Origin of the sequence: Phormidium tenue FACHB-1050, from assembly GCF_014696925.1 — a bacterium.
GTDB lineage: Bacteria > Cyanobacteriota > Cyanobacteriia > Pseudanabaenales > Pseudanabaenaceae > Pseudanabaena.
In genome coordinates, this window is the sequence record NZ_JACJQY010000005.1 from 128073 (window position 1) to 152652 (window position 24580).

Consider the following 24580-nt stretch of genomic DNA (forward strand, 5'->3'; position numbering starts at 1 on the left):
GCGATCGCCATGCTTAAACACATCAGCATTAAAGGCTTTAAATCAATTAAAGAATTAGAATTAGATTTATCTCCCATCAACGTTTTAATCGGCGCTAATGGTTCAGGTAAATCTAATTTTATTTCTTTTTTTAAGTTGCTACATTGGATGATGCGATCGCCTGGGCAATTACAGCTTTTTGTTGGACAATCAGATGGAGCAAATTCATTGCTATTTGATGGAGCCGCAGCTACTTCACAAATTGAAGCTGAACTTAATTTTGAGTTTGATGTAAAAGCGCTAGGTGTTGATCATAACTACAAGTTAAATTTTGACTATAAGTTTAAACTTGATTATGCAGCTACAGATACTTTTGTATTTGGTAGAGAAGCATACAGTTATACTGACCATAGTCAGGGGAATATTTTTGATTTTTTCCATGACGACAATTTTCCTGATTCCAAGGATTGGTTATCTCCCGATGAGATGGGGTACAAAGAATCCAGAATAATTAATGATTCAGAACACAAAAAAATTAAGGACAGCATATCTGCTTCTATAAGAAAAATTGCTACTTATCAGTTTCATGACACATCAAAAACTGCTCGGTTTAAACAAAAGTGGAATATTGATGACAACCAATTTCTTAAAGAAGATGCTGGGAATTTAGCCCCATTTCTTTTAAGAGTTAGAGAAAATGAGCCTCGTTACTATCAAAGAGTTGTAGAAACTCTTAGACAAATTATTCCATTTTTTGCTGATTTTATATTTATTCCTAGGCATAACACCGTAATTTTACAGTGGCAAGAATTAGGGACTGACTTAATTTTTAGTCCCCATCAAGCATCAGACGGAACCTTAAGAGCAATGGCTTTAGTAACGCTTTTATTACAACCTTCCGACAGTCTACCTGATGTTTTAATTTTAGACGAGCCAGAACTAGGATTACATCCCTATGCTATTAACATTATTGGGGGCTTAATTAATAGTGTTGCTAATCGCTGTCAAGTAATTCTAGCGACACAATCACCGTTATTAGTGGATTGTTTTGAGCCAGAAGAAGTTATTGTTGTTGAGAGAAATAATCGAGAATCTTATTTTAAAAGATTAGATTCATCATCTCTTACAGATTGGTTAGAAGAATACTCATTATCTGAGCTATGGAATAAAAATGTTATCGGTGGGAGACCTAGCCGATGATTCGTTTAAATATTATTGTTGAAGGGCAAACAGAAGAACTATTTGTAAACAACTCTTTGGCTGATCATTTAGGACAATTTCAAATTTCTACATCTGCTTGCCGAGTAACAACTAGTAAAGCTAAAGGTAAAAAAGGTGGATTAGAAAATTATGCAAAAGTTGAAAATGATATTAATCGCTGGCTAAAGCAACAAAGTAAACAAGATGTAAGATTTACAACTATGTTCGATCTATATGCTTTACCAAATGAATTTCCATCATTTGAGCAAGCTAATAAATTATTAGATCCTTATCATAAAGTTGGATTGTTAGAAACTGCTTTTGCAAATAGTATTAATGATAATCGTTTCATTCCATATATTCAGTTACATGAAATTGAATCTTTAATTTTTACAAATTTAGAGGAGATATATAAAAGTTTTCCTGAATATGATACATACCAAAATGAAATCAATCGATTGTCCACAGAATGCAGTAGTTATTCATCTCCTGAATTCATTAACCAAGGAGTAACTACTGCTCCTTCTAAACGACTTGCAAAAATTATCCCTAGATACGAAAAATTAAAAACTACTTTAGCTCCTCAAGTAATCCAGAAAATTGGGTTGGTAAAAATCAGAGAAAAATGTCCGCATTTTAATCAGTGGATTACACAGTTAGAAAACTTGCGAATCTGATCCAAATCACGATATATGCCAAAATTAGAACACTGAAGATATTGATTTAGCCATGCAGCAGTTACTTTACATCGAGATTCCTACGCCTCAAGTTGCAGCCGTGAAAACATGGCTCCAGTCTGAGTACCAATGTCCCTTTGGGAAAAAATCCGCTGCTAAGCATGGCTTTATCCTCGATCGCCAAAATCGCTCAGGAGCGATCGCGCAATTATCAGTATTTATCTGGTCATTACAACGCACGACTTACCTCAAGGTGTTTCGCTGGACGGATGAGGTGATGGATGGCGAGAAGGAATTTCTTGAGCATTTGACCAAGGCGGCGCGTCAAGCTTTTCCCTATGAGTTTAAACAGCCACCTGCGATCGCCTCAAATCAATCAATTTTTGAAGCCCTCGCTGAAGAGTATCCGCTTACGGTTAAATTCTTTCAACGGATTCCCAATGGTGAATATGATCTCAATCGAGTCTATTGGTGGGAAAAACGTTGGCGGGAAAGTGTCAAAGACCCTAAAACTTCCAAGCAGGTGATTTTTGAAGATTCACAAGCTAACTCTGTAAAGCCCGACGTTGTCTATGACATCGTGTATCTCGGTGGTGCATTGGGGGCAATCCATGCGGCGATGATGGCAAAGTTGGGGTATAGTGTGTGCTTAGTCGAGCGCATTCCCTTTGGAAGAATGAATCGCGAATGGAACATTTCCCGTGCAGAATTCCAAAATCTCATTGACTTTGGACTCTTCACTAAAGAAGAATTTGAATTAATGATTACGGCGGAATATGTCGATGGCTTTAACAAGTTTTTTGATAGTAATAATCCACCACATCTTAAGGCTAAGGTGCTGCATACGCCTACGGTTTTAAATATTGCGATCGATACCAATCGTTTATTGGAAATTTGTAGTAAGAAATTACATCAGTACGGAGCCGTAATTTGCGATCGCACTGAATTTCAGAAAGTAGTAATTAACGATAGTGGAGCGACCATCTTTGCGAAGAATTTGGAAACGGATGCAGAGGTAATTCTAAATTCGCGCTTAGTAATTGATGCGATGGGATCGGCTTCAGCGATCGCTCAGCAACTGAATGCAGGGCAAGCCTTTGATAGTGTCTGTCCGACCGTGGGCGCAGTTTTAGAAGGAATTGATAAGCATGTATGGGATTCCCAATATGGTGATGTTCTCTTCAGTCATGGCGATATCTCGCGAGGTAGACAATTAATTTGGGAACTCTTTCCTGCGGAAAAGGATGAACTGACGATTTATCTGTTCCATTACCACCAAGTGCATCCAGAGAACGCAGGATCGTTGCTGGAAATGTATGAGGACTTTTTCACGATTTTGCCTGAATATCGCCGTTGTGATATGGAAAAACTGACTTGGAAGAAAGCAACTTTCGGCTATATCACAGGACATTACAGCCTCAATGAGGATTCAAAAAAATGTGCCTTTGATCGAATTTTAGCGATCGGTGATGCTGCTTCCTTACAATCGCCCCTAGTCTTTACAGGCTTTGGTTCCCTCGTTCGCAACTTGCCACGTCTAGCAACTTTGCTGGATACAGCACTGAAACATGATTTGCTCAGAGCTGATGATCTTAGCCAGATTAATGCTTATCAAAGTAATATTGCCGTTACTTGGCTATTTTCTAAGGGAATGATGGTTCCGACGGGAATGCATTTACCGCCAGAGCGCGTTAACTCGATGCTCAATACTTTCTTTGGATTGCTTGCTGATGAGCCACAACCCGTAAGCGATCGCTTTATCAAAGATCGCCTTAATTGGTTAATGTTTAACCGTCTCGCCTTGATTGCGGCATTTAAAAATCCCAAGTTAATTCTTTGGATTATAGAAATGGCTGGGACAAAGGATCTCTTGAAATGGCTATCGAGTTATGGAGCCTTTACCCGTAGTTCTTTGGCTAACGCCTTACTAGGTGGATGGTTGCCTCAACTCATGCGTAGTTGTCAAACTTGGCTCGAACCGACAAATCCTCGTTTGTGGCTGCGTTTACTGAGTTGGAGTTATGCGCTGAATTACTCCGTTGGTAAATCCGTAGATTAGAGGAGATGCAGCGCATCTAATCTACAGGTTGTTTGCCTTTAAGGGCAACATTTGTGTCATAGTTTTTTAATTGCGTGAGGTCAGCAACTATGGGCGGAAGCATCTTAGGAACAACCAAAATTTTAGGGGTGATGGGTTTTCCCGTCAGTCATAGCCTTTCGCCTGTGATGCACAATGCCGCGATCGCCTCAATGGGATTTGACTATGTGTATGTGCCGTTTCCCATCCCCGTAGAGGATTTACCTGCGGCGATCGCTGGACTAAAAGCTATTCAATCAGTCCAAGGCTTTAACCTGACCATTCCCCATAAAGTTGAAGTGATTCCGTTACTTGATGAAGTCTTGCCGATCGCCAAAGCTGTGGGGGCTGTCAATACGGTAAAGCGAGTTGGCGATCGCTGGGTTGGCACAAATACGGATGTGGCAGGTTTTTTAAGCCCACTCAAGCAACTTAATTGTGACTGGGGAAATAGTCCTGCGGTGATCCTTGGTAGTGGTGGGGCAGCTAAGGCGGTTGTGGCGGCTTGTTTGGAGTTAGGCTGTCCTGTCATTCATGTGGTGGGACGCGATTCTAAGAAGATGAAAAAATTTCATGGAGCGATGACTAGCCAGCTCCACGATTACAATCTGCGGGTACATCCTTGGACTTCAATACCGCATTTGCTAGAAGTTGCGGGAATTGTGATCAATGCCACGCCGATTGGGATGGCAAGTGATCCTAATACACCAATTTCTGAAGCAGAGATGGATCTACTGCCCGATCAGGCGATCGCCTATGATCTAATTTATACACCACGCCCCACAAAGTTTTTGCAAATTGCGGCTGCTAGGGGACTCAAGGCGATCGATGGGTTGGAGATGCTGATCAATCAAGGGGCGATCGGGTTGGAGTTTTGGTTAGATCAACCTGTCCCCATTGAGATCATGCGCCAAGCGTTAATTACACATCTTGGTTAATTAAGGTGTTCTCGCTTTGCGAGAACACCTCTTTTTTATAGCGTTAATATACTTGACACACCAAAGCGCTAAGCCCTCACCCCTAGCCCCTCTCCCGCAGGAGAGGGGAACAAGAAATCTAATATTCTCCCCTTCTCCTGCGGGAGAAGGGGCTGGGGGATGAGGGGTGCGTCAAGTAAACGCCTTTTTTATTGCCCTGCGTAAGGATGTAAAACTACGGCTTTGAGAATACGATCGCCTTTCCATAGGGGCAAAGACAGCCATAATTTACCTGCATCGATCCATTGTTGGCGTAGGGCGGCACTACTAAGCTGCGGATCGTTGGATTTGAGGCAAATAATATTTAAAGTTGGTTCGCAGACTAGTTCTAATTCTGGTGAATCATCAATCCATTGGCGCAGACTGTCAGATAGATCAAGCGATCGCTCCACAAGATAACGACAACCCGAAATTCCCATCGCCTTCAAAGCCATCCATAACTTAAGGCTATCGGTACGTCTGGTTCCCTGCAAATTGAGATTCCCAAAATTGAGTGTGCGATCATCCATATAGGGAAGCTCCCCATCAAAGCCATCAACAAGATGCTGCTTATTTTTAACAATCAACATGGCACAGGTTCGCGCTACCCATAGCCACTTTTGGGGATTGAATGTCATGGAGTCGGCAAGTTCACAGCCTTGGAATAAAGGTTTTAGCTTAGGTGTAAAAATACCTGCTCCACCATAGGCGGCATCGATATGAAACCAACAGTCATAACGTTTAGCAATTTCTCCCACTGATTGAATCGGATCAATGGCTCCTGTTACCGTAGTGCCTGCGATCGCCGCTACAAAAAAGGGTTGCTTTCCTTCTCTAATTGCTTTTTGAATAGCAGATTCTAATTCTTCTAAAATAATTTCGCCACGATAGTTTGTGGGAACTCGCACTAAGTTCTCTTTGCCAACGCCAATCACATTCATCGCTTTCTCAAAGGATGTATGGGCGGCATCAGAGACAAAAGCCACTAAATTACTGGAATCGCCTAAAGCCTTGCTCTGAGGTTTTTTCCAGTTTCTCGCTAATAATAGCCCTGAAATATTAGCAAGGCTACCGCCAGCAGTCAGTGTTCCAAAACAATTAGTTCCCATGCCAAAGAGATTGCCAAACCATTGCATCAATTGTGCTTCCATTTCCGTAAATACGGGAGCAAGTTCATAGCTCAGCATGTTGTTGTTAATCGCTGAAACTAGCGCATCTGCCCAGATCGTGATCGCACTAGGCACACTATCCATATGTCCCATATAGCGAGGATTCTGGAAGTTAACAGTACGTGGCAAAATCTGCGATCGCACTTCTGCCAATAATTCTTGCAAATCTTGTCCTTGTTCAGGAATGAGAATATCAAAAGAAGACTCATCTTTGACAAAGGGCTGATTTTGAGTATCCAACACTGAATCTACTATCAAATCGACAAAGGCATATCCCAACTTGCGGATGTCTTCAAGATTAGAACGATCGGGATTAAGGAAGTGAGAATCAAGGAAGAAATTCTTTTGGGAGTCGGGCATTGTCGCAGTTTTCAAAGAAGTTGTATCTAAAGAATTTCCAAAAGTGTTGCATAGCAACATTTTTGGAAATTCTTTGGGTTTAGCTATTGATGTAAGGAATACGGGGAATTGAAGCAATCAAAGCCTTGGTATATTCGTGCTGAGGATTAGTCAACACTTCTGCGGTACTGCCCTGCTCTACAATCTTACCGCTACGCATCACGGCAATGCGATCGCAGAAAAATTGAGCCACAGCAAGATCATGGGTAATGAAAATATAGGTAAGCTTAAATTCTTGCTTGAGATCGCGCATTAACCGTAAAACTTGGCTCTGGATCGAAGCATCGAGCATACTCACAGGCTCATCACAGATCACTAATTTAGGGTTAGTAATCAACGCACGGGCGATCGCGACTCTCTGCAATTGACCACCCGACAAATCTGAAGGATAGCGTTCGGATAGTTGGGAATTCAGTCCTACTTTTTCGAGGATGGCATAGACTCTTTCGCGGGCTGAGTCAAGATCGGGGGCAAGGTTATGAATCATTAATGGATCGGCAACGCTGCGAAATACGCTCATATAAGGACTAAAGCAAGCACGCGGATCTTGAAAAATCATTTGCATCTGCGATCGCATTTGGCGCAATTGTTCACCTTTGAGCTTAGTTAATTCGACGCTATTAAACCGTACTGAACCGCGATCGGGTTTGATCAATTGCAAAATCGCTCTTCCCGTTGTACTTTTGCCAGAGCCACTTTCGCCAATAATGCCAAAGGTTTCCCCTGAGAGTATTTCCAAGTCAATGCCATCAACGGCTTTAACTAAACCAATCGAAGGATCAACTAATCTTGTTAGTAAATTTCCACCTGTTACATAATGCTTTTGCAGATTGTTGACATAGAGAATTACTCTGGGTGACGATTTGAGAGGGGGCTGAATTTTTTCAATTACTTTAACCTCTTCCTGCTCTTGACTCTCCTCTAGAACATTTTCTGAAATGTTTTCTGGAATAGCTTCAGGAATATCTTGATCTTGGACTTCAGGAACTTCCTGAATATCTAAACTAGAAGATAATACTTCAGGATGAAAATGCAGAACCGAAGCCAGTAAGCTTTGGGTATAAGGATGTTGGGGGGAACGGAAAATTTCTTCAACTGAGCCTGTCTCCACAATTACCCCGTTATACATCACGGCAATGCGATCGCAATATTCGGCAACCATACCCAGATCGTGTGTGACCAATAGTAAACCCATAGAACGGCTTTTGCGAAGTTCAGTTAGTTCTTTGAGAATATCGGTGGCAACGGTGACATCAAGACTGGTGGTTGGTTCATCGGCAATCAGTAAAACAGGATTTAACAGCAACGAAAGGGCGATCGCTACTCTCTGACGCATCCCACCGCTAAATTCATGGGGATATTGTTTAGCTCGCGATGGATCGATACGAACGGCTTTGAGCGCATCATTGAGGCGTTGTTTTGCGGACTGGGCTGATATCTTAGGATAATGGGACTCTAATACCTCTAAACCATGCGCCTCTATGCTCATCAATGGATCGAGCCTTGTCATCGGATCTTGAAAAATTAAGCCGACTTTTTCGCCGCGCCATGTGCCATCTTTTTTCTCGGCGATCGCTTCGCCATCGACACAGATTGTCCCTTCAGTGCTGGCATATTGGGGTAATAGCTTAATTAGCGATCTCCCTATCGTCGATTTACCACAGCCACTTTCACCGATTAACCCTAGTGCTTCACCTGCTTGTAAGTGGAAAGTAACGCGATCGACCGCAGGTTCTGCATCGCCATAACGAATAGTCAAGTTTTCGACTTCAAGCAGCATGGTTTCTAAGGACTGAGTGTAGGCATCTCAAGCTAAAATATCACGCTTCAAGGCGTAGAAACCAATTTAAACTTTGCAATTTCGCTTAATACTATGGCTTTAGGCAACGCCGTAGTTAGTGTAGGGGCGTTTGTAGGGCGGATGCAGACCTAACACAATATCTGATGCTGGTACACCTTTTTCAACAAGCTCTTGACCAAGATCGGCTTCGGTCATGTTGTGCTGAATCCAGATTTTGCCATTCTTAATGTCTAAATGGATATAACAGGCATAAATACGGGTTAGTCCTTGCCAGCCAAGATCAAGAATTTGATAGTGATCGTGTTCTGTGTCAAAGATGAGTTGACATTCGATGTTTGGCTCGTTTGTGGTGGCATGGGCAATTAGTAATTCGCGGACAATTTGGCGATATTTGGCTATTTTTTCCATTGGATTATCTCCTCTGTATTTGGTTCGTAGGCTAGGATTTTTAGGTCATACTGAACTATTGCGGCTTGGGTAAAGCGTTCTTGAAAAAAGGTGTTAAAAACATCAATAGGGATGGCTAAATAAAGAATTCGATTAGCTTCTGTCATTTGCAGGGCAAGGCGATAAAAGAATTCGATTAGCTTCTGTCATTTGCAGGGCAAGGCGATAACTGAGAAATTGCCCTAATGCATTATGAAAGTCACTGATATTGGAGGGATTGATAAAGCTTTTAACTTCTACTGCGATTTTCTGTCCATCTTTCTCAGCAGCAAATACTTTTTCAGCCGCTAGATCTATTTCTAGTTTAACGCGATCTATCCGAATGGTTAAGGGATCGCTGGTAATTGTCCACCCATCTTTGATTAGGGCTTGTTTGACTGCTTGATGAAATAGGTCTTTAGCCATAGTTGAAAGAGAGTATGAAATTCATATTACAATCTGAAAACCGACAGAGTAAAGAATCAACTAACTCCAAGTTAATGCAAATATTAGCATCCATAAATTCATTGGTTCTCTAACAATTTACTGAAATCTAGCTTACCAGAAAAAAATTAAGTTATCCATTATGAAGTAGTTTAGATATCCAGATAGCGACGAATTGGAGTCATATCTAGATGTGTTTCGATTAAATCTGCCATGTTGTTATAGAGACTTTGCTGATGTTCTTGCCAAGACTGGGAAGAAATTTGATGCTCAGAAATATTCGCTAATTGAGTTAAAGCTTTGCGGACATTGGCGGACTCAAATAGACCATGCAAATAACTACCCCAAACCCGATCGCATTGCATTCCTTCATCACGAAACTCGCGATCGCCTTGCACTTGCAACAAAGGCTGGATTTGCGAAGATTCACTTCCGTCAATTAAGTGAGTAACACCCATATGAATCTCATAGGTCATCCATTTATCGATAGATTGCGACCTTTGCCAAATCGCTTGTACCTGACGTACCTGTTTGGTTGCCATAAATTCGGTGCTAATTGGTAGTAGCCCTAATCCTGCTACTTCACCTTGAGTACCAGCCACTCCTGAGCGATCGCATAGATATTTCCCTAACATCTGATAACCACCACAGATACCAGCGATCGGCACGCCACGCCGATGTGCTGCGAGAATTGCATCTGCTAAGCCTGTAGTTCGTAACCATTGCAAATCGCTAAGGGTGTTTTTACTACCTGGGAGAATGATTATCTTCGCATTGTCTAGATCGGCAACTGTCTGCGCCCAAACGGTTTCTATTCCTAAATCCAATTGCCAAGGCTGACTATCTTGGGAATTGGACAAATGGGGAAATCTAATCCATGCAATCTTTGCACCTTGCCCTTTAGCTTCTGCTTCACTGCATAAACTATCTTCGCTCTCAGGTTGCAAATCTGAAGCATAGGGAAGAACTCCTAAATAGGGGAGATTTGGCATATAGTTACGAAAGTGCTTTTCGGCATCACTAAATAACCTTAAATCCCCACGAAATTTGTTGACAATAAAGCCTAATCCTAAATCCTTTGCTGGTTCGGGTAGAAGCTGATTTGTGCCAATTATCTGAGCAAATACACCGCCCTTCTCAATATCACCCACAAGAATCCAACGTCCTTGCAAATGAATGATTGGGCGTAAATTCACAAGATCGCGATGCATGAGATTTAGTTCTACAGGACTGCCAGCACCTTCTAATAGCAAAACATCACAGCGATCGCGCCAAAACTCAAGGGTGTCCCGTACGGTTTCCCAGAGCGCTTCGATATGCTGATAGTAATCAATTGCCGCAATATGTTGACGTGCTTCACCTAATAGAACCAATTGCGAAGTTCCATTTCCTGATGGCTTTAACAGAATTGGATTCATTTCTACGATTGGACGCATCCCACAAGCGATCGCTTGCACTGCTTGCGCTCGTCCTATTTCCCCGCCCTCCAAAGTTACATAGGAGTTATTTGACATATTTTGGGCTTTAAATGGGGCAACTTTGACACCATTGCGCCTTAGCCATGCTCCTAAAGCTGTGACCATCCAGCTTTTTCCAGCATTAGATGAAGTTCCTAAAACAGAGATGGCTTTCATAAATATCAATCGAAGGTAATTCTTTTTTATTAGCAAGAGTGTGCCCCACAGGGGCACACTCTTGCTAATCTATTTATACCAATTCCCGAAAGTGTGGCTACACTTTCGGGAATTAAAAACTAAACCCAGTAAGGGTTTTAAAATCACAAAATGGCTACGCCATTTTGTGATTTGGTATTAAGCTTTATGCTGCAAAAAACCAACTAGACTTTGTAAAAAAGTATTACTAATTGGTGTTCGCTCTGTGGTGTTGCCGACTTGTCCATTCGTCTCCCCAGCGATCGCAATAGTATTATCCGTATTATTAGAATTACTAGACATTCCCATATCAATATCAGGAACTTCCTCTACCAGTCCCACTACAATCAATCGAAATGCTATTTGTTGTGCCTTGGCGATCGGTAAACTAAGTTGTTCTGCCATTTTTTTGATGCTTGTGTAACCATCCGCCAGTGACCATACTTGCGTCTCATTATTATCCAAACGTAATGGAGATTGACCAGAAATAATATTGAATAAAGTCGAATTTGCTTCAGGTAACTTACTTTCGAGAATATTCCAATCCTTGAGACTGCGTAATCCCATTAGTGTCGTTTCCGTAGCAGGTAAACTTAATCCTGTCATTTCCGCCTTAGGCAAATTTGCATTGGCATCAAAACGAAATAATCCTGTCTCCACCTGAAAGAGCGCACAAACTTGTCGAAGTACTTGAACACTAAATAATAGTTTGAGTTGATCTGGCTGCAATATACCCAAGGATTTTAGATTGAGTCCCAAAAGCGCATCCTCTTTGATCAAGCGTTCTAGTTCTACTCTTTGGGTGTCATTCAGCCAACCTCTTTGTTCGATCAATCGCACTAGTCCACGATTATCTAAGCGATCGCCTGCTGCGACAACTCTTCCATTTTGAAGCCAAATATGCCGTAAAAAAGGTTTTCCCGTCTGTACATTTTGGGGATCTCTAATCGTTAAGATGCCAGTTTTTTGTCCTTGATCCAAAAACTGAAATATCTCTGGGAGGGAAAACTCAGATAAAGAGCCTGTAATTGCCATAACTGTAAATTAGAGAGTAAATGCTGAGAGCTATAATCTATGAAGATTTGGATTAACTTGTTTTCGGCTGTTATGTAGCTAGAATAAACAATCACATCAAGCAGCAGACCTTTGAATATAGTATTGCACCAAAGCAACGATCGCCTGAATAACTGTATCGCGCTCCTCTGCATTCAAAACGATGACTGGGGGTTGATTTTTCTCATCGACAAAACCCAAAGCTAGCTTGATATTTTCACTTGACCATGCACCTTCACAGTCCATATGGGTAATCCCAATGATGTAAGGAATCTGCACCCGTCGATTCATATAACTCAGAATGCGCCTTGCATAACGAAACTCATGGGGACGATGGGCGGCAACTAGGAGAATGAAAGCATGGGCTTTGCGAATCAAAATATCCCACATAAAGTCAAAGCGCTGTTGTCCGGGAGTTCCATAAATATGTAGAGCCATCTCAGGACCAAAGGTCAATCTACCAAAGTCCATCGCGACAGTGGTTTTATGTTTTATTTCTGCTGTTTCATCGGTGGCGCGGCGATCAGTATCAACAACATCGATTTCACTTACTGTCCGAATAAAGGTTGACTTCCCCGCCCCAACAGTGCCAGCTACAACCAAGCGCATAATTTCCATAAATTTTTTTTGTTCTTTGCCTAGAGATATCTAATTCGGTAAAATTTTCACGGATGCATAGCATCCGTGAAAATTTAACTAGAAAATTTAACTAGGCAAGAGCCGCCTTCAGATCACCAGTCACTCGCTTGATCTCCAGCATCAACAAACCTTGTTTCGCGGCTTTACTTGCCAATACCAAGAGTACTGCTTCTTCACCACAACTGGTCAAGATGCCATAGCCTTTGTCGCCTTCAACGTATAGGCGATCGATTACACCTCTAGATAGCTCATTACCAATGCGCTCACCAAGAGAGAGCATTGCGGCTGACATCGCTGATACTCTCTCTTCGTCCATTCCACTTGGTAAAGTAGAAGCTAGAGGCAAGCCATCAGGCGATACTAGGGCTGCTCCTTGGACATCACTGGTGCTGGTTACCAGATTTTGTAAAATACTTTCCAGCTTCGCAACGTTAATACCCATTATCTTTCTCCTTGTTTTGAATTTTGAATTATTTGTAGATTTAGTTTTGTAGACTTAGTTTTGTAGATTTAGTGAAAAGAGTATGCAGCTAACCGATAACCTCATACTCGATCACATCATGGGAACCGCCACGCAAAACAGATTCTGTTTGCTTACCACGCAGACGTTTTCCCTCAAGCTGCTCCAGCACACCTTGAATTGCTCCCAGTGTAAAAGTCAGTTTACGAGGGGAACCTTCGGGTTCACCAGCAGAGCAAATTGTTTCTCGACAGAAGACTTTGATTGATGCATTGGTTTCCTCAATATTGTCTACAATGCAAAGCCTAGTCCCATCTTTACCCAAAGCTTTTTGAAGAAGGGGAACAAGTTCGTCATGAGAAATGTTTTTCCCTTTAACTCCAAGCTGTTCGGCAAGTTGCTTGCCTCGATTGCGACCTGCGGAGATCAGCGCGATCGCTGCGGCTTTTTCTCCTAGGGCTTCTTCAGTCCCAGTCACTACCGCTTTAAAACAAACAATACTACTAAATTCACCAAGTTCAGTACGCATAATAACCTCAATATTTTTTTTAATGGCACTCCTATTTCATGCCTGCTGCCCCCGTAGAGATCATACGCTTAAACAACCCCTCAGTCCAGCCAGTTTCCCTGAGAACAGCCTGTGAAGAAACTTCAACATAAGCTTGTTCAATGAAAGCAAGATCGATCATGCAGATTCTACCTAATGATTCTCGCAAATCCTCAGTAAGCCCTGCTGACTTCAGGTGTTTTCCAACTTCATTGACCACAGTTGCCATCGCAGGAACAACATGCTGTGGACCAATCCCGATCTGCACATGCACTAATCCAATCCGCCAACGACGGGCTGCATAGGCACTTCCCCAATTATCCATACCTGTAAACATTTCCCCAAACCACTCAATGAAGGTCTCATTTAAGCGGTGCATTCTACCTTCCTTAGCGTTAAGGATTTCATACATTTCGGGATCGCGAGCAAGATAGGCATAAAAGACTTCTGCCATTTGCAGGGCGATCGACTTTCCCCATGCAGCATTTTCTTTGAGTAGAGCTTTGTCAGAATCGGAGAAAGATATACGTTTCTCCATAGTTGCCATGAAAGCCTGAGGATCGAGTACCATAGATGCTTCACTCTTTAAGATAGTTATAAGAATTTTTTGGGAGAAATACTTTCTAAACCTTAATTATTGTTAATCAAAACAAGTGCGAAACCCTTTTTAGGATCGCAGTATCATGAGGATAAATCATCCTGCTTAATCTGCTCATCGACTTCCCCCAAATTAAGGTTTATCATTTTCCAACCCCGAAATTAATTATCTCTCTAATATGTGTATTTACAAACTAAATGCAACATAAGGTAATAATGCAATGGTGTTTAATAGACACTTCCTTCTCAGTCACAGTACTTTGCTCTCAAACCCAACCCCAAAGATTCTTTAAGAGTGTTGCTTAGCAACACTCTTAAAGAATCTTTGGGGTTATTTGATTGGTGATTGCTGTAAGAATTGATGGTGTGAAACCTTGCCCCACGTCATTAGTTCTTGGCTTTATAGTATCTACGTTCTTGGGTGGGAAAGTAGTCTCTGTTTACTATACAATTGTGTTGATAAGACTATCATAGGATAATCCTTTGCCCAAGTTTGCCTCAAGGGTAAAAAGCACCTTGCATATAGCACGTTTAGGCAAAATTATTTAATATTGTTTGGGCGTTATTTGAGCGCATTTTAGAATGGCAGTAGATACAAAACAAGAGCAAAGCATTCGTGAAGTTGTCAATAGATTTGAAGTGTTATTGTCAGAATTTATTGACAACAAAAATGAGAGCAGGGATGAAGTCGATCAAGTATATCTTAATCATGCGATTTCTAAGGCTGTGCTTCGTTATATCAAAAATTATGTAGAATCTTATACTGCTATTCAGGTAATTGGCACTCAAAGATCTACTTCTTTAGCTTCAATTTATATTGCCCAAAAATTTCAAGCCCATACTTCAATTCGTAGTTTTGAGTCGGTAGATGATCTAGAGGAAGCCTTTACTCGCGATCTTCAAAGAAGTGCCTCCTGTAAAGGTCACAATTTGCTGGGTTTGAATATTGCCAATGAAGAAGAATATCTGATGGTTTTGGGGCTTCCCGCTTCAGGTAAAACAACTTATCTAAAATATATTGGATCTGAAGCTTTACGCTATCCTAAGAGTCGTTACAAGCATGATGTTCTGCCTGTATTTTTACATATCCACAAGTTCTATCGAACTACAGATAATTTGTTACAGGCGATCGCAGAAGAGCTTGAGAAGTGTGGGTTTCCCATATCACAGGAGCTGGCGTTATGGATGTTAGAACAGGGAAAGTTACTAATTCTAATTGATGGACTAAATGAGGCTGCTTTATCTCATAATCAACTTTCCCGCATGATCAAAGATTTTGTAACGGCTTATCCACGTAATCGTTATATTGTTTCTAGTCGTTTGGATTCCTATGAAAATAGTTTTGGTCAATTTCTAGAAGTTGAACTTCAGTCTTGGGGGGATTTACATGTACAGGAATATATTCATAAGTGGTGTACGCTCAATCAGACTTTTAAAAATGATTCCTCTCAAGATGTATTTAGTGACAATGCGTCGATAATAGCTCAACGTTGTTGGGAGATTTTACAGGTCAATACGATCGCTAGGGAATTAGCGAAATCACCGTTGAGTTTATCTCTGCTCTGCCTATTGTGCGATCGCCACTATAGCTTGCCCAGAAATGTTAGTGGACTTTATCAAAAAAGTATTCAGTTACTAATTGAAGAACAGGTTCTGAATCAACAGCTAGATAATATTGAAGCTTTTAACAGCCTTAGTACTGATATTTTGGAGCTAATACTCGCCGAAATTGCCTTTAGAGGTTTTGAAGTCCGAAAGCTAACATTGCCTTTAGAGGTAGTGGCGACTTATTTAGAGGATATGCTAGCCAACTATTTTCAAGGGCTTCAAGAACTATCCACTGATTTTGTATTCAAGATTTTGAAGAAAATTGGAATTTGTAAAATTATTAAGTCTGAAAGTGGAGCTAGTTTTAGCTTTACCCATATTAATTTTCAAGAATATTTTGTTGCTCTTTATATACATAGACATAATCAAACTAAAAATTTAGTTGCTAATTATCTTCACGATCGCCATTGGCAAAATGTTTTCCTTTTCCTTGCAGGAATGATGCGCGGTAATGCGGAGGAACTGTTAACTGATATAGAATTTCAGGCTGCTCAATACATTAATTCATCAAAACTCACTAATCTGCTAATTTGGTTAGAGAAAGTAGCTGTTAACTCATCAGGTGACTTAAAGAACATATCCAAACGAATTGCGACTTTGTTTCTTGCTCGCCCTCGTTTTCTGACGGAACTCGCACCTGCCCTAAGTTTGACAAGAATGCTATTCTTGGCTCGCAACCTTTATGAGATGTTTGATTCACCGCTGAATTTTGACAAGATTTTTGAAGCAGAACTCTCTCTGAGTCTTGCTCAAGCTCTAGATTTTGATAGTTCCACAGAACTTGATTTGGCAATGCAACTTTGTTCTCACTTAGAACAGTCTTTGCTTAAGGTTGACTATGACCCAAGCCAAATTAACTTTAGAGCTTTAAGTGAAAAATTGAATGAGTTGCATACGCAAGCTCCTAGTTATGAGCAACCCTTTGATGTGCGATTACAGTTTCGTAATCAGATTAGCCGCACTTGGTTGCAAACTCTATATCTTCCATTGGATTCCAATCAGCTTTCATATCAAGAAATCACAAATTTAGAGAACTATCTCTATGCAAATTTGTTAATGGTGCAATGTAAAAATGAGGCGATCGCTATTTCCCGCAAAACTTGGCAAGAGATTGAATCACGGATGCTAAGAATCAAAAATTAAATAGAACTCATTATTATTGAGGTGAGCAAAATCTATCTCAACAATAATTGGACTGTGAACTGAGCAACTTCTATTCTCGAACTAATGATGATCGCTTTGAACCCATTCCTAGATTTACACCTAAATGGAATAAATGTAAACTTGCTGATTTTAGTCTTGGCAGCTAGTCTTGATCGCTTAATTGGTGACCCTTTTGATTGGTTGCATCCAGTACAGGTGATGGGATGGTTAATATCGCGGTTTACTAATTTGGTGCTGATCCAAGATCCTGTCACGAACACCCGCATTCCTCGCTTTGCGCCCATAACCATGAAGATTTTAGGCGTAATTTTAGGAATTAGCATGATTTTAGGAGGTGGAGTTGTTGGTTGGTCGATTGCCATAGCCGCATCAAAAGTCCACCCTCTTTTAGCGATCGCAGTTTCTAGCATCATGCTCGCCGCTTGTTTTGCGGGGCGTAGTCTTCGTGATGCTGCCGAGTCGGTATTAGCAGTCTTACAAACGGGAAATATTGAAAATGCTCGCCAAGAGTTGAGTCGTTATGTGGGGCGAGACACAGCCGATTTGACAGAATTAGAAATTTTACGGGCGGTGCTAGAAACTGTGACCGAAAATGCGATCGATGCTGTTACTTCGCCATTGTTTTATGCTTTGATTGGTTCGGTATTGTTTGATTATGGTGGTGTAGCCCTCGCGATCGCCTACAAAGCATCTAGCACCCTCGACTCAATGGTGGGCTATCGGGAAGCACCCTATTCCGATCTCGGTTGGTTCAGCGCCAAAACCGATGATGTGCTTACTTGGCTACCCTGTCGGCTTACGGTGCTTACTTTAGCTTTACTATCAGGCAAGCCGATTTATGTTTGGCAGATCTGCCAACGTGATGCTAAGCAAGACCCTAGCCCCAATTCAGGATGGAGCGAATGTGTCTATGCAGCCATCTTGCAAGTGCAGCTAGGCGGTGAAAATCGCTATCAGGGACTTATCAAACAAAAGCCTTTCTTGGGAGATGCAATTGAGGCGATCGCTGCACCTAAGATTTCACAGGCTCTCAAACTAACCCGTATCTGTTTTTTGCTGTGGCTCAGCTTCACAATAGGTCTAGCCATTTTTTTGGGAAACTAAATTATTAATCGCCTTTTCTAATTCGCTTGTATCAGCATGGCGATCGCATTTTTAGCTATTTATTACTTATCTCAACGATCGCTTCTCCTTGTTTAATTTGTTCTAATGCTGCTGATAGAGTTGCGGTGAGAAGTTGCCGTAAGTTGCGATTGGTGACATTGCCACAGGTGATCCATAGGATTTGAGGTGGTGTACCTAGACGACATACTAGGTCTATAAAGTCACTATCTTTTGTCATAATGATTGCATTCGCAAATTTGGCGGCTTCAAATATTTCTATATCTTTGGCATCTCGTAGCGAGATTTCTTTTAACGATGTTGCTGTTATATCAAAATTGCTGGATATCCAGTTGGCGAGGGTGGGTGGAAGTTGGGCATCAATCCAGATATTCATGCGGTTAGTCTCGGAAAATCTGTACGGCGTGCGGCAAAGATTAGACAGGCTTGAATGTCGGCAAGTTCTAAGTCAGGGAAGTCTTCTAATATTTCAGTGATGCTAACGTTTTCGGCAAGCATTTCTAATATATCTGTGACGCGGATTCGCATTCCTCTAATGCAGGGACGACCGCCGCATTGTCCAGCAGTTTGGGTGATTCGAGTAAATAATGAGTTGGTGTTTTTCATAGTATTTTTGCTTGTTGTTTGATTTTGTTTAGCTCATGTCAAGGATTTAACTCTATTTTAATGGCTGTGTATTCTTGTTCTGTTAGTTCAAATTCTGGGTCAATAATTTTTACTTCTTCATAGGTGAGTTGATAGAGTTTGTAAACTAAGCGATCGCATTCCTTTTCTAATTCGCTAGTATCAGTATGGCGATCGTTTTTTTTAGCAGTGAGAATTTTTACTTACTGTAAAAGGTTTTGAAATGGTTGGGTGTTTTTCCAACGATAGGTGTTGAAATCTCGATAATCTACTGACAAGATGCGACCGTGACCTAGTTCTTCGGCGAGAATGACTAGCGATGCATCGGCTAAGTCCATTGGGAGATTGGCGTATTTTTGCATGAGTTGGGCAATCTTTTGGGCATGATCGGGTTTCAGATTGAATGTATCGAAGGCTCCATTTGCTAATGACTCCATAAATCTAGATTGAGCGAGAACTCCTTTTCTTTTTAGCAATAGATAGCAGGTTTCTGTAACAACGCACCATGTTGTGATTAGTCTTTCATCAATTTCTCTTAGTTTTTGTCTGGCGGTTTGGTGATGGGTGTCTTGTTGATCGGCTAGGGCTAACCAAAATCCTGTATCAGCGATGATCATATTTAGCCTCAAGTTCGATCGCTAGGATTTGTTTGTAGTTTGTGGATAAGTCACTTTCAACGGAGCAGCATCCAATAAATCCTGATTCTTCGAGAATTTCAAAGGATGTTTGTTTGTGTTGATGTTTGAGTTTTTGATAATAGGAGTCTATGGCATCGCGTAAAATATCAGAGAGGGTCTGGTTAGTTTGTTGTTGAATATATGTGAGTTTATCGGTGGTTACTGGATCGATTTGGGTGTTGATTTGTGACATTATGGTTTCCTCTATTTGGTTGATTTTTTATCTATAATCAAGGGCTTTACTCGTCTTGCAGCTTTTCTAAGTCGGCTAGGTCTTGTAGTCGCCCAGAGGCTAATTTATTTTTTTTGAGGTTGTCAAGATTAATAATTGTATAAACTCTTTGAAATCTTGGTTGAGCATTGTATTTATATTGGTGGTATTCTTGGCGGGTTTGTTCGAGTGCTTCTAGTCGTTTTTGGGGTGTTTGTTGTTGCCAGTATTGGAAGTCGCTGGTTTGTTGCTTGAGTGAGACTTTATTAATAACTTTTTCCATATTTTTTATCCTATTTTAATTGCTGTGTATTCTTGTTCTGTTAGTGCAAATTCTGGGTCAATGATTTTTACTTCGTCATGGGTGAGTTGATAGAGTTTGTAAACTAAGTGATCGCTTTTTCTAATTCGCTCGTATCAGCAAGGCGTGATGTTTACAACGATGGTAATTTGATTCTAATGAGTTGTTTTTCTATAGTTTCAAATTGAGAGATATGATTGTGTATAGCCTGAGCCATTTTTTGCCAGTTGGTGCTGCTTCTACAAATCACTATGCCTTTATGTTGAGGTGTTTGTGCGTGTAAACGAATAAAATCGCGGCGATTCATGGTTATGACGGCTCGATTGAGGCTAATGGCATAGTGCAAGACTTCAGGATCGGGGATTTTTTGTTCTGCTTTTCCTGCATCTTGTACGGTCAGGATGTCATATTCTAATGTCCGTAAAATTTTGACGACAGGCAATGGAAATTGCTCATCTGCATAGCGTTTGACCATTGGTTAATCTGCCTCGTTTTCAAGGATAGCATTGGCAATTTCTTGGGGATGGCTTTCGGCATATATCCAAGCATTTGCTAGATCAACTGCATTTAGGGTTGGATATGCTTCTAATATTTTTGCATCGCTAAGTCCTTGTTGTTGGTAGCTGACTAATAGCCAAACTGGGATTCTGGTGTTACGGATACAAGCATCACCGCCACATACGTTTAAGGTTTTCTCAATGCCATGCCAACTATTTAATAGGCTATTAAGGATTAGTTGAATTGCTTGAGATTTTTCTGTGGGTGAGAGTGCGAGTAGTTGAGGTTCTAGTTCTTTAAGTGTCATAGTTTTTTGAATTGGATATTTATAAATTGATTCTACTTTTTCCTTTTTACTTTCTAATTTTTCCTTGTCACCTCTCTCCTTCTACTATTTTAATCTCTTCTTCTGTCAACCCATAAAGTTGATAAACTAAAGCGTCGATCGCCTTTTCTAATTCGCTTGTGTCAGCATGGCGATCGCCTTTTTTAGCAGTGAGAATTTTGTCAACAATTGAGGTGATTGATTTTGATTGGTTTTGGGTTGCTTTTGGAATTGGAATCTGTCCAAAGTATTTCCAAATTAATTGATAGCCGTTTTGAATAGCAGTACAATATTTTGAAATTAGCCACCAACCCATGTTTGAGTTAAGAATAGCTAAAAGAACCTTGTCATCCTTTGAAATAATCCACATAGAATCATTACAGTAAAGCCCTTGATCATCATAGATAAAACATGGCTTTACTTGAAACTTTTGATACATTATTTTAGGTTTTTCAAATTCTTGATAATAATCACAAGCTCTTAGTTCCCACCAATAATCACCTTTATCTGTTCTTTTTTCTGCTTTGTCCTTGAATGGATTCAAATAATCACAAATAGCTGGATATTCACTAAATAGCCATGTCAAAGCCTCTTGATTTTTTCTTCGTGAATTAGTGAATCCCTTTTCAAATTTTATTAAATATTTTTCTGCTTCAGGTATTGCGTAAGGTTTTATATTACGACCTAAAATAAATGGGCGAACTATTTCTAAGCTTTTCTCATCTTTTTTAATTAATTCACTATAAATCTCCTTGTTAATTACAAATGCTTCTGTAAGCCCAGTTAAAATACCTCTAAATGACTTATCCTCAACATACTCAGAGAGTGAAATATATTTGCTTTTTATCTTTAACAGTAAATTCTGATCTCCACCAGAAGAAATCATCCAAGTTTCATCACTTAAAGACTCACTTGTAATTTTATTAGATATACTTTCTAGATATTTTACAAATCCATTACTATAATTAAGTGTTTTCACCGAAGCAGAAATAAAATTAGCATTTCTACTTTGTTTTGAAGCATTGAGAATACAAGGATAAGTAGTTGCCTCTTCAAATACTTGCAAATCACCAAAATCAATAATTGCTTGTAATTGAGTTTCTAAAAAGTAATTTCTTAACGCTTTTCCATAACCTGCTTGCATCCACTTGTTAGGCATGATGTAAGAAAATTGACCTTTATCTTTTAAGATTTCAAATCCTTTTTCAACAAAAAATACATACAAATCAGCAGTTCCTGAATAGGTTGCATAATTAGTTTGTAAAAAAGGTTTTTGCTCTTTGATTTCTTCTTGTCTTATATAAGGCGGATTCCCAATTACGACATCAAACCCAACAAAATCGCCAGCATCATTCAAAACTTCAGGAAACTCAAACCGCCATTCCAAAGTATTTTTGTAAATCTTACCGCTTTCAATATCCTCAATTTCAACATTCAATTTAGCAATTTCAATATTTAGTTTAGCAATTTTTCTTTCTTGTACTTTTCTCTCTTCTTTTGTCGGTTCAATTATCCATTTTTGATCTTGCAGATTTTCAATCTCACCCTCTAAACGTCTTACTTTAGTTTTCTTTGGATCAATCCCTTGTAGCGTTATTTTAAAACTCTTCTTAATCTTTGCGATCAAATTTTCCATCTCGCGTTTTTGCGCCTTACTTTCCGCACTGCGATAAGTCTGCACCGCATTCCGATACTGCTCAATACTAAACTTCTGCTTCTGCAAAACCTGCTTCACATCCACATCCAACCCAAACCGACTAATCAAAGAATTCCCACACTTGATATTAATGTCGATATTCGGCAAAGTTTCGAGATTGCCATCAACACGATAATAAGCATTTTTTAAAAGCTCAATCCACAACCGCAACTGACAAATTTTTACTGAATTAGGATTAATATCCACCCCAAACAAACAACCCTCAATAATTGTCTGCTTCTCATGAAAAAGCGCCTCCTGAACCCTTTGACTTTCCTTGTTTTTAGGATTATAAGCAAACAACTTACCATCCAAAGTCACCTTTAACTTATCATTTACCACCTCAATCTCATATTTACTTAAAGACTCTCCATTTCTATCTTGCAAAATCCCCAAATATTGCTTAATCGCAATCATCTCATTCAAAGCCGACACCAAAAAATGCCCCGAACCCACCGCAGGATCGCAAATTTTGAGACTATTCACAATTCCATTCGCCTCATTTCTGCGAACTACTCTATCTCTCTCCTTAATATAACTACCTAAATCATCACAGAGATCCTGAATATTCTCACAACTCCAACTCTTCACCTCATTAAACTTCTGCACCACCGCCCGCCGTATCGTCTCCCGACACATATACATCGTAATGAAACTCGGCGTATAAAAAGAACCATCCTTATAGCCATTAATCTTCTCAAAAATCAACCCCAACACCGAAGCATTAATCAGCTTCTCACTATCTTCCTGCTCGTCCTCAAACTCATCCTTACTAAACTTATAGGCATGGAGAAACTCAAACAGATATTCCAGCGCATTCAACTCACCCGATCGCTTTCTCTCATTGCCATCAATCAACACCGTCGCCCCGAAAATTGGTAGATTTTCACTAGCCAAATTACTAATCGAAATAGTTTTCTGCTCAATATCCGTCAACTCAAACAGCGAACTATTCAAATAAGGCACATTCGCAAAAGTCTCCTTCACGCTGGCAATGCGATCGCCATGCTCACGAGCCAACACACTAAAAAAGAGTCGATTCAAATCGCTGTAACTCTTAATCTTAGCCAAATTTAAAAACGCAAAATCCTGATCATTATCGTGATACTTCAGTAATTGCGCCTCCAATAGTTTTAAAAATAAAACGCGATTAATCCAAGTAATTGACAATCTTAGGGCAACATTAAACAGCCTTTCCTCATGGGTTTCACCAAACTCTTCAGGCTTCTCTAACTGTGAAATTTTATCCGAACTATCAAGCTCATGAATCGCATTCTCAATCAAAGAACCATCATGGCGATCGCCTTCTGCCCTCCGTCCGATTAACTTCTTACCCTTATCCTTAATTTCCGTCAAACCAATGATATGCAGCAACTCATTGTAAAAAGGCTTATTTAAACTATTGCTGTCATTAGCAGAACGGAGCTTTAATAAATGCTCAGGCGAAAAAATCTTGTAAAGATCGATTAAATCCAAATCCTCAAGATCGCGCAAATCAAAATGTGTGAACTTAATTTGATCGATAACCTTAGCGATCGCAGGTTTGGCAATCTCTTTATAAAATACATCCGTCTTATTGCTACTAAATTGCTTCTCTTCAAAACCTTTAAATTGCTTAACTAAATCATTATCTCGATAAAATAGGCGATCAAAAATCTCCGCATCAAAAACAAACCATTCATAAATATTCGTAACCACCAAATGCTTAACCTGAAAGTTTCCAAGCGTCACGCGCTCACGCAAAAAATATAAAACCAACTGCTGCACCGCCTTAGTATTGAGATTGCTCACCTTTGGCATCTCCACACTAGCTGTTTTAGTTGGCTTCTTTGTCTCAAAGATCACCCCAGCCGTACTTTCCACATTTTTATCATTGTGGATTACCAAATCACTATTTTCCTTCGTATTAATGAAATAGCGATCGCCATAAAAGCTCTTTTTTAAAAAATCACTCAGCAGATTTTTATTAAACTCTTCATCCTTTTTCTCATCACAAAGCTCTAGCAGCCGCGCCAAAACAGCCTTAAATTCCTGAACACTTTCAGGATCAGGCTTAACTTTTAAATAAGTCTTATTTAATGCTTGCTTAGGTTCGAGCTTATTGAAAATCATCAAACTTTATAGCTAGTGAAATTATTGGCTAGTCCCATTATGCCTATTTTATAGCAAAGCAAGTTTTGCTTAGGACATAAAACCCCAGAATCGAGTGGCGGCGAGAAGTGCCGCCACTCGATTCTGGGGTTTAGCTGCTATAGCAACCAGCGATCGCTTCACCTCA

25 protein-coding genes are annotated in these 24580 nt (G+C 40.2%); 6 read left to right on the forward strand and 19 right to left on the reverse strand.

The annotated features are described in order from the left end of the window. Positions 1-9: 9 nt before the first annotated feature. The 4 genes from H6G05_RS05125 to H6G05_RS05140 all read left to right on the forward strand — a co-directional run bounded on the left by H6G05_RS05125 (position 10) and on the right by H6G05_RS05140 (position 4871). Entirely contained in the window at positions 10-1179 is a 1170-nt protein-coding gene (locus tag H6G05_RS05125) for an AAA family ATPase (protein WP_190576898.1), read from the forward strand. Continuing rightward, positions 1176-1856: a DUF4276 family protein gene (locus H6G05_RS05130; protein ID WP_190576900.1), complete on the forward strand. Its 681-nt coding sequence runs from the start codon at positions 1176-1178 to the stop codon at positions 1854-1856. Before H6G05_RS05125 ends, H6G05_RS05130 begins: the two co-directional genes overlap by 4 nt. 52 nt (positions 1857-1908) lie before the next feature. Next, positions 1909-3915: a flavin-dependent dehydrogenase gene (locus tag H6G05_RS05135; RefSeq protein WP_190576902.1), complete on the forward strand. Its 2007-nt coding sequence runs from the start codon at positions 1909-1911 to the stop codon at positions 3913-3915. Between the two features lie 89 nt (positions 3916-4004). Next, a complete protein-coding gene (locus H6G05_RS05140) occupies positions 4005-4871 on the forward strand; it encodes a shikimate dehydrogenase (RefSeq protein WP_190576904.1) in 867 nt (288 codons plus the stop codon). A gap of 188 nt (positions 4872-5059) precedes the next feature. Here H6G05_RS05140 and H6G05_RS05145 read toward each other — a convergent pair whose 3' ends face one another. From H6G05_RS05145 to H6G05_RS05190, 11 genes are all read right to left on the reverse strand, one after another. Further along, positions 5060-6418, reverse strand: a complete 1359-nt coding sequence (locus tag H6G05_RS05145; protein ID WP_190576906.1) for a pyridoxal phosphate-dependent decarboxylase family protein — start codon at positions 6416-6418, stop codon at positions 5060-5062. A gap of 79 nt (positions 6419-6497) precedes the next feature. Then, positions 6498-8237, reverse strand: coding sequence for a dipeptide ABC transporter ATP-binding protein (locus H6G05_RS05150; RefSeq protein WP_190576908.1), 1740 nt, complete (start codon positions 8235-8237; stop codon positions 6498-6500). A 99-nt stretch (positions 8238-8336) separates the two neighbouring features. Beyond that, positions 8337-8666, reverse strand: a complete 330-nt coding sequence (locus H6G05_RS05155) for a XisI protein (RefSeq protein ID WP_190576910.1) — start codon at positions 8664-8666, stop codon at positions 8337-8339. After that, on the reverse strand, positions 8654-8812 hold the full coding sequence (locus H6G05_RS25945) for an element excision factor XisH family protein (protein WP_408962458.1): 159 nt from the start codon (positions 8810-8812) through the stop codon (positions 8654-8656). The genes H6G05_RS05155 and H6G05_RS25945 overlap by 13 nt, the downstream gene beginning before the upstream one ends. Continuing rightward, positions 8799-9110, reverse strand: a complete 312-nt coding sequence (locus H6G05_RS05160; protein WP_408962459.1) for an element excision factor XisH family protein — start codon at positions 9108-9110, stop codon at positions 8799-8801. The genes H6G05_RS25945 and H6G05_RS05160 overlap by 14 nt, the downstream gene beginning before the upstream one ends. A 170-nt stretch (positions 9111-9280) precedes the next feature. Beyond that, positions 9281-10762, reverse strand: coding sequence for a cobyric acid synthase (locus tag H6G05_RS05165; RefSeq protein WP_190576911.1), 1482 nt, complete (start codon positions 10760-10762; stop codon positions 9281-9283). A gap of 177 nt (positions 10763-10939) precedes the next feature. After that, entirely contained in the window at positions 10940-11815 is an 876-nt protein-coding gene (locus H6G05_RS05170) for a DUF4388 domain-containing protein (protein WP_190576913.1), read from the reverse strand. A gap of 96 nt (positions 11816-11911) precedes the next feature. Beyond that, the gene (locus H6G05_RS05175) at positions 11912-12451 is read right to left on the reverse strand and encodes a GTP-binding protein (protein WP_190576915.1); all 540 of its coding nucleotides are present in this window, start codon (positions 12449-12451) and stop codon (positions 11912-11914) included. Between the two features lie 91 nt (positions 12452-12542). Beyond that, a complete protein-coding gene (locus tag H6G05_RS05180; protein WP_190576918.1) occupies positions 12543-12914 on the reverse strand; it encodes a roadblock/LC7 domain-containing protein in 372 nt (123 codons plus the stop codon). 88 nt (positions 12915-13002) lie between these two features. Next, a complete protein-coding gene (locus H6G05_RS05185; RefSeq protein ID WP_190576920.1) occupies positions 13003-13461 on the reverse strand; it encodes a hypothetical protein in 459 nt (152 codons plus the stop codon). A gap of 31 nt (positions 13462-13492) precedes the next feature. Continuing rightward, the gene (locus H6G05_RS05190; protein WP_190576921.1) at positions 13493-14050 is read right to left on the reverse strand and encodes a protoglobin domain-containing protein; all 558 of its coding nucleotides are present in this window, start codon (positions 14048-14050) and stop codon (positions 13493-13495) included. Between the two features lie 608 nt (positions 14051-14658). Here H6G05_RS05190 and H6G05_RS05195 point away from each other — a divergent pair. Further along, a complete protein-coding gene (locus tag H6G05_RS05195) occupies positions 14659-16827 on the forward strand; it encodes an NACHT domain-containing protein (RefSeq protein ID WP_190576923.1) in 2169 nt (722 codons plus the stop codon). A gap of 87 nt (positions 16828-16914) precedes the next feature. Then, positions 16915-17952 (forward strand): adenosylcobinamide-phosphate synthase CbiB, encoded by a 1038-nt coding sequence (cbiB, locus tag H6G05_RS05200; RefSeq protein ID WP_408962460.1) that lies wholly within the window; start codon positions 16915-16917, stop codon positions 17950-17952. Between the two features lie 55 nt (positions 17953-18007). On the opposite strand, the gene H6G05_RS05205 is transcribed toward cbiB, so the two are convergent. The 8 genes from H6G05_RS05205 to H6G05_RS05240 form a co-directional block, all read right to left on the reverse strand. Further along, on the reverse strand, positions 18008-18346 hold the full coding sequence (locus H6G05_RS05205; protein ID WP_190576927.1) for a DUF5615 family PIN-like protein: 339 nt from the start codon (positions 18344-18346) through the stop codon (positions 18008-18010). Continuing rightward, a complete protein-coding gene (locus H6G05_RS05210) occupies positions 18343-18576 on the reverse strand; it encodes a DUF433 domain-containing protein (protein WP_190576929.1) in 234 nt (77 codons plus the stop codon). Before H6G05_RS05210 ends, H6G05_RS05205 begins: the two co-directional genes overlap by 4 nt. A gap of 221 nt (positions 18577-18797) precedes the next feature. Continuing rightward, positions 18798-19211 carry a type II toxin-antitoxin system VapC family toxin gene (locus H6G05_RS05215; RefSeq protein WP_190576931.1) on the reverse strand — a complete coding sequence of 138 codons (414 nt, stop codon included), beginning with the start codon at positions 19209-19211 and terminating at the stop codon, positions 18798-18800. Then, positions 19198-19464 (reverse strand): CopG family transcriptional regulator, encoded by a 267-nt coding sequence (locus H6G05_RS05220; protein ID WP_190576932.1) that lies wholly within the window; start codon positions 19462-19464, stop codon positions 19198-19200. The genes H6G05_RS05215 and H6G05_RS05220 overlap by 14 nt, the downstream gene beginning before the upstream one ends. Before the next feature lie 46 nt (positions 19465-19510). Beyond that, the gene (locus tag H6G05_RS05225; protein ID WP_190577040.1) at positions 19511-19765 is read right to left on the reverse strand and encodes a hypothetical protein; all 255 of its coding nucleotides are present in this window, start codon (positions 19763-19765) and stop codon (positions 19511-19513) included. 151 nt (positions 19766-19916) lie between these two features. Next, the gene (locus H6G05_RS05230; RefSeq protein ID WP_190576935.1) at positions 19917-20258 is read right to left on the reverse strand and encodes a DUF5615 family PIN-like protein; all 342 of its coding nucleotides are present in this window, start codon (positions 20256-20258) and stop codon (positions 19917-19919) included. Between the two features lie 3 nt (positions 20259-20261). After that, a complete protein-coding gene (locus H6G05_RS05235) occupies positions 20262-20588 on the reverse strand; it encodes a DUF433 domain-containing protein (protein WP_126385840.1) in 327 nt (108 codons plus the stop codon). A 67-nt stretch (positions 20589-20655) separates the two neighbouring features. After that, positions 20656-24414, reverse strand: a complete 3759-nt coding sequence (locus H6G05_RS05240) for a class I SAM-dependent DNA methyltransferase (RefSeq protein WP_190576937.1) — start codon at positions 24412-24414, stop codon at positions 20656-20658. Between the last annotated feature and the right edge of the window lie 166 nt (positions 24415-24580).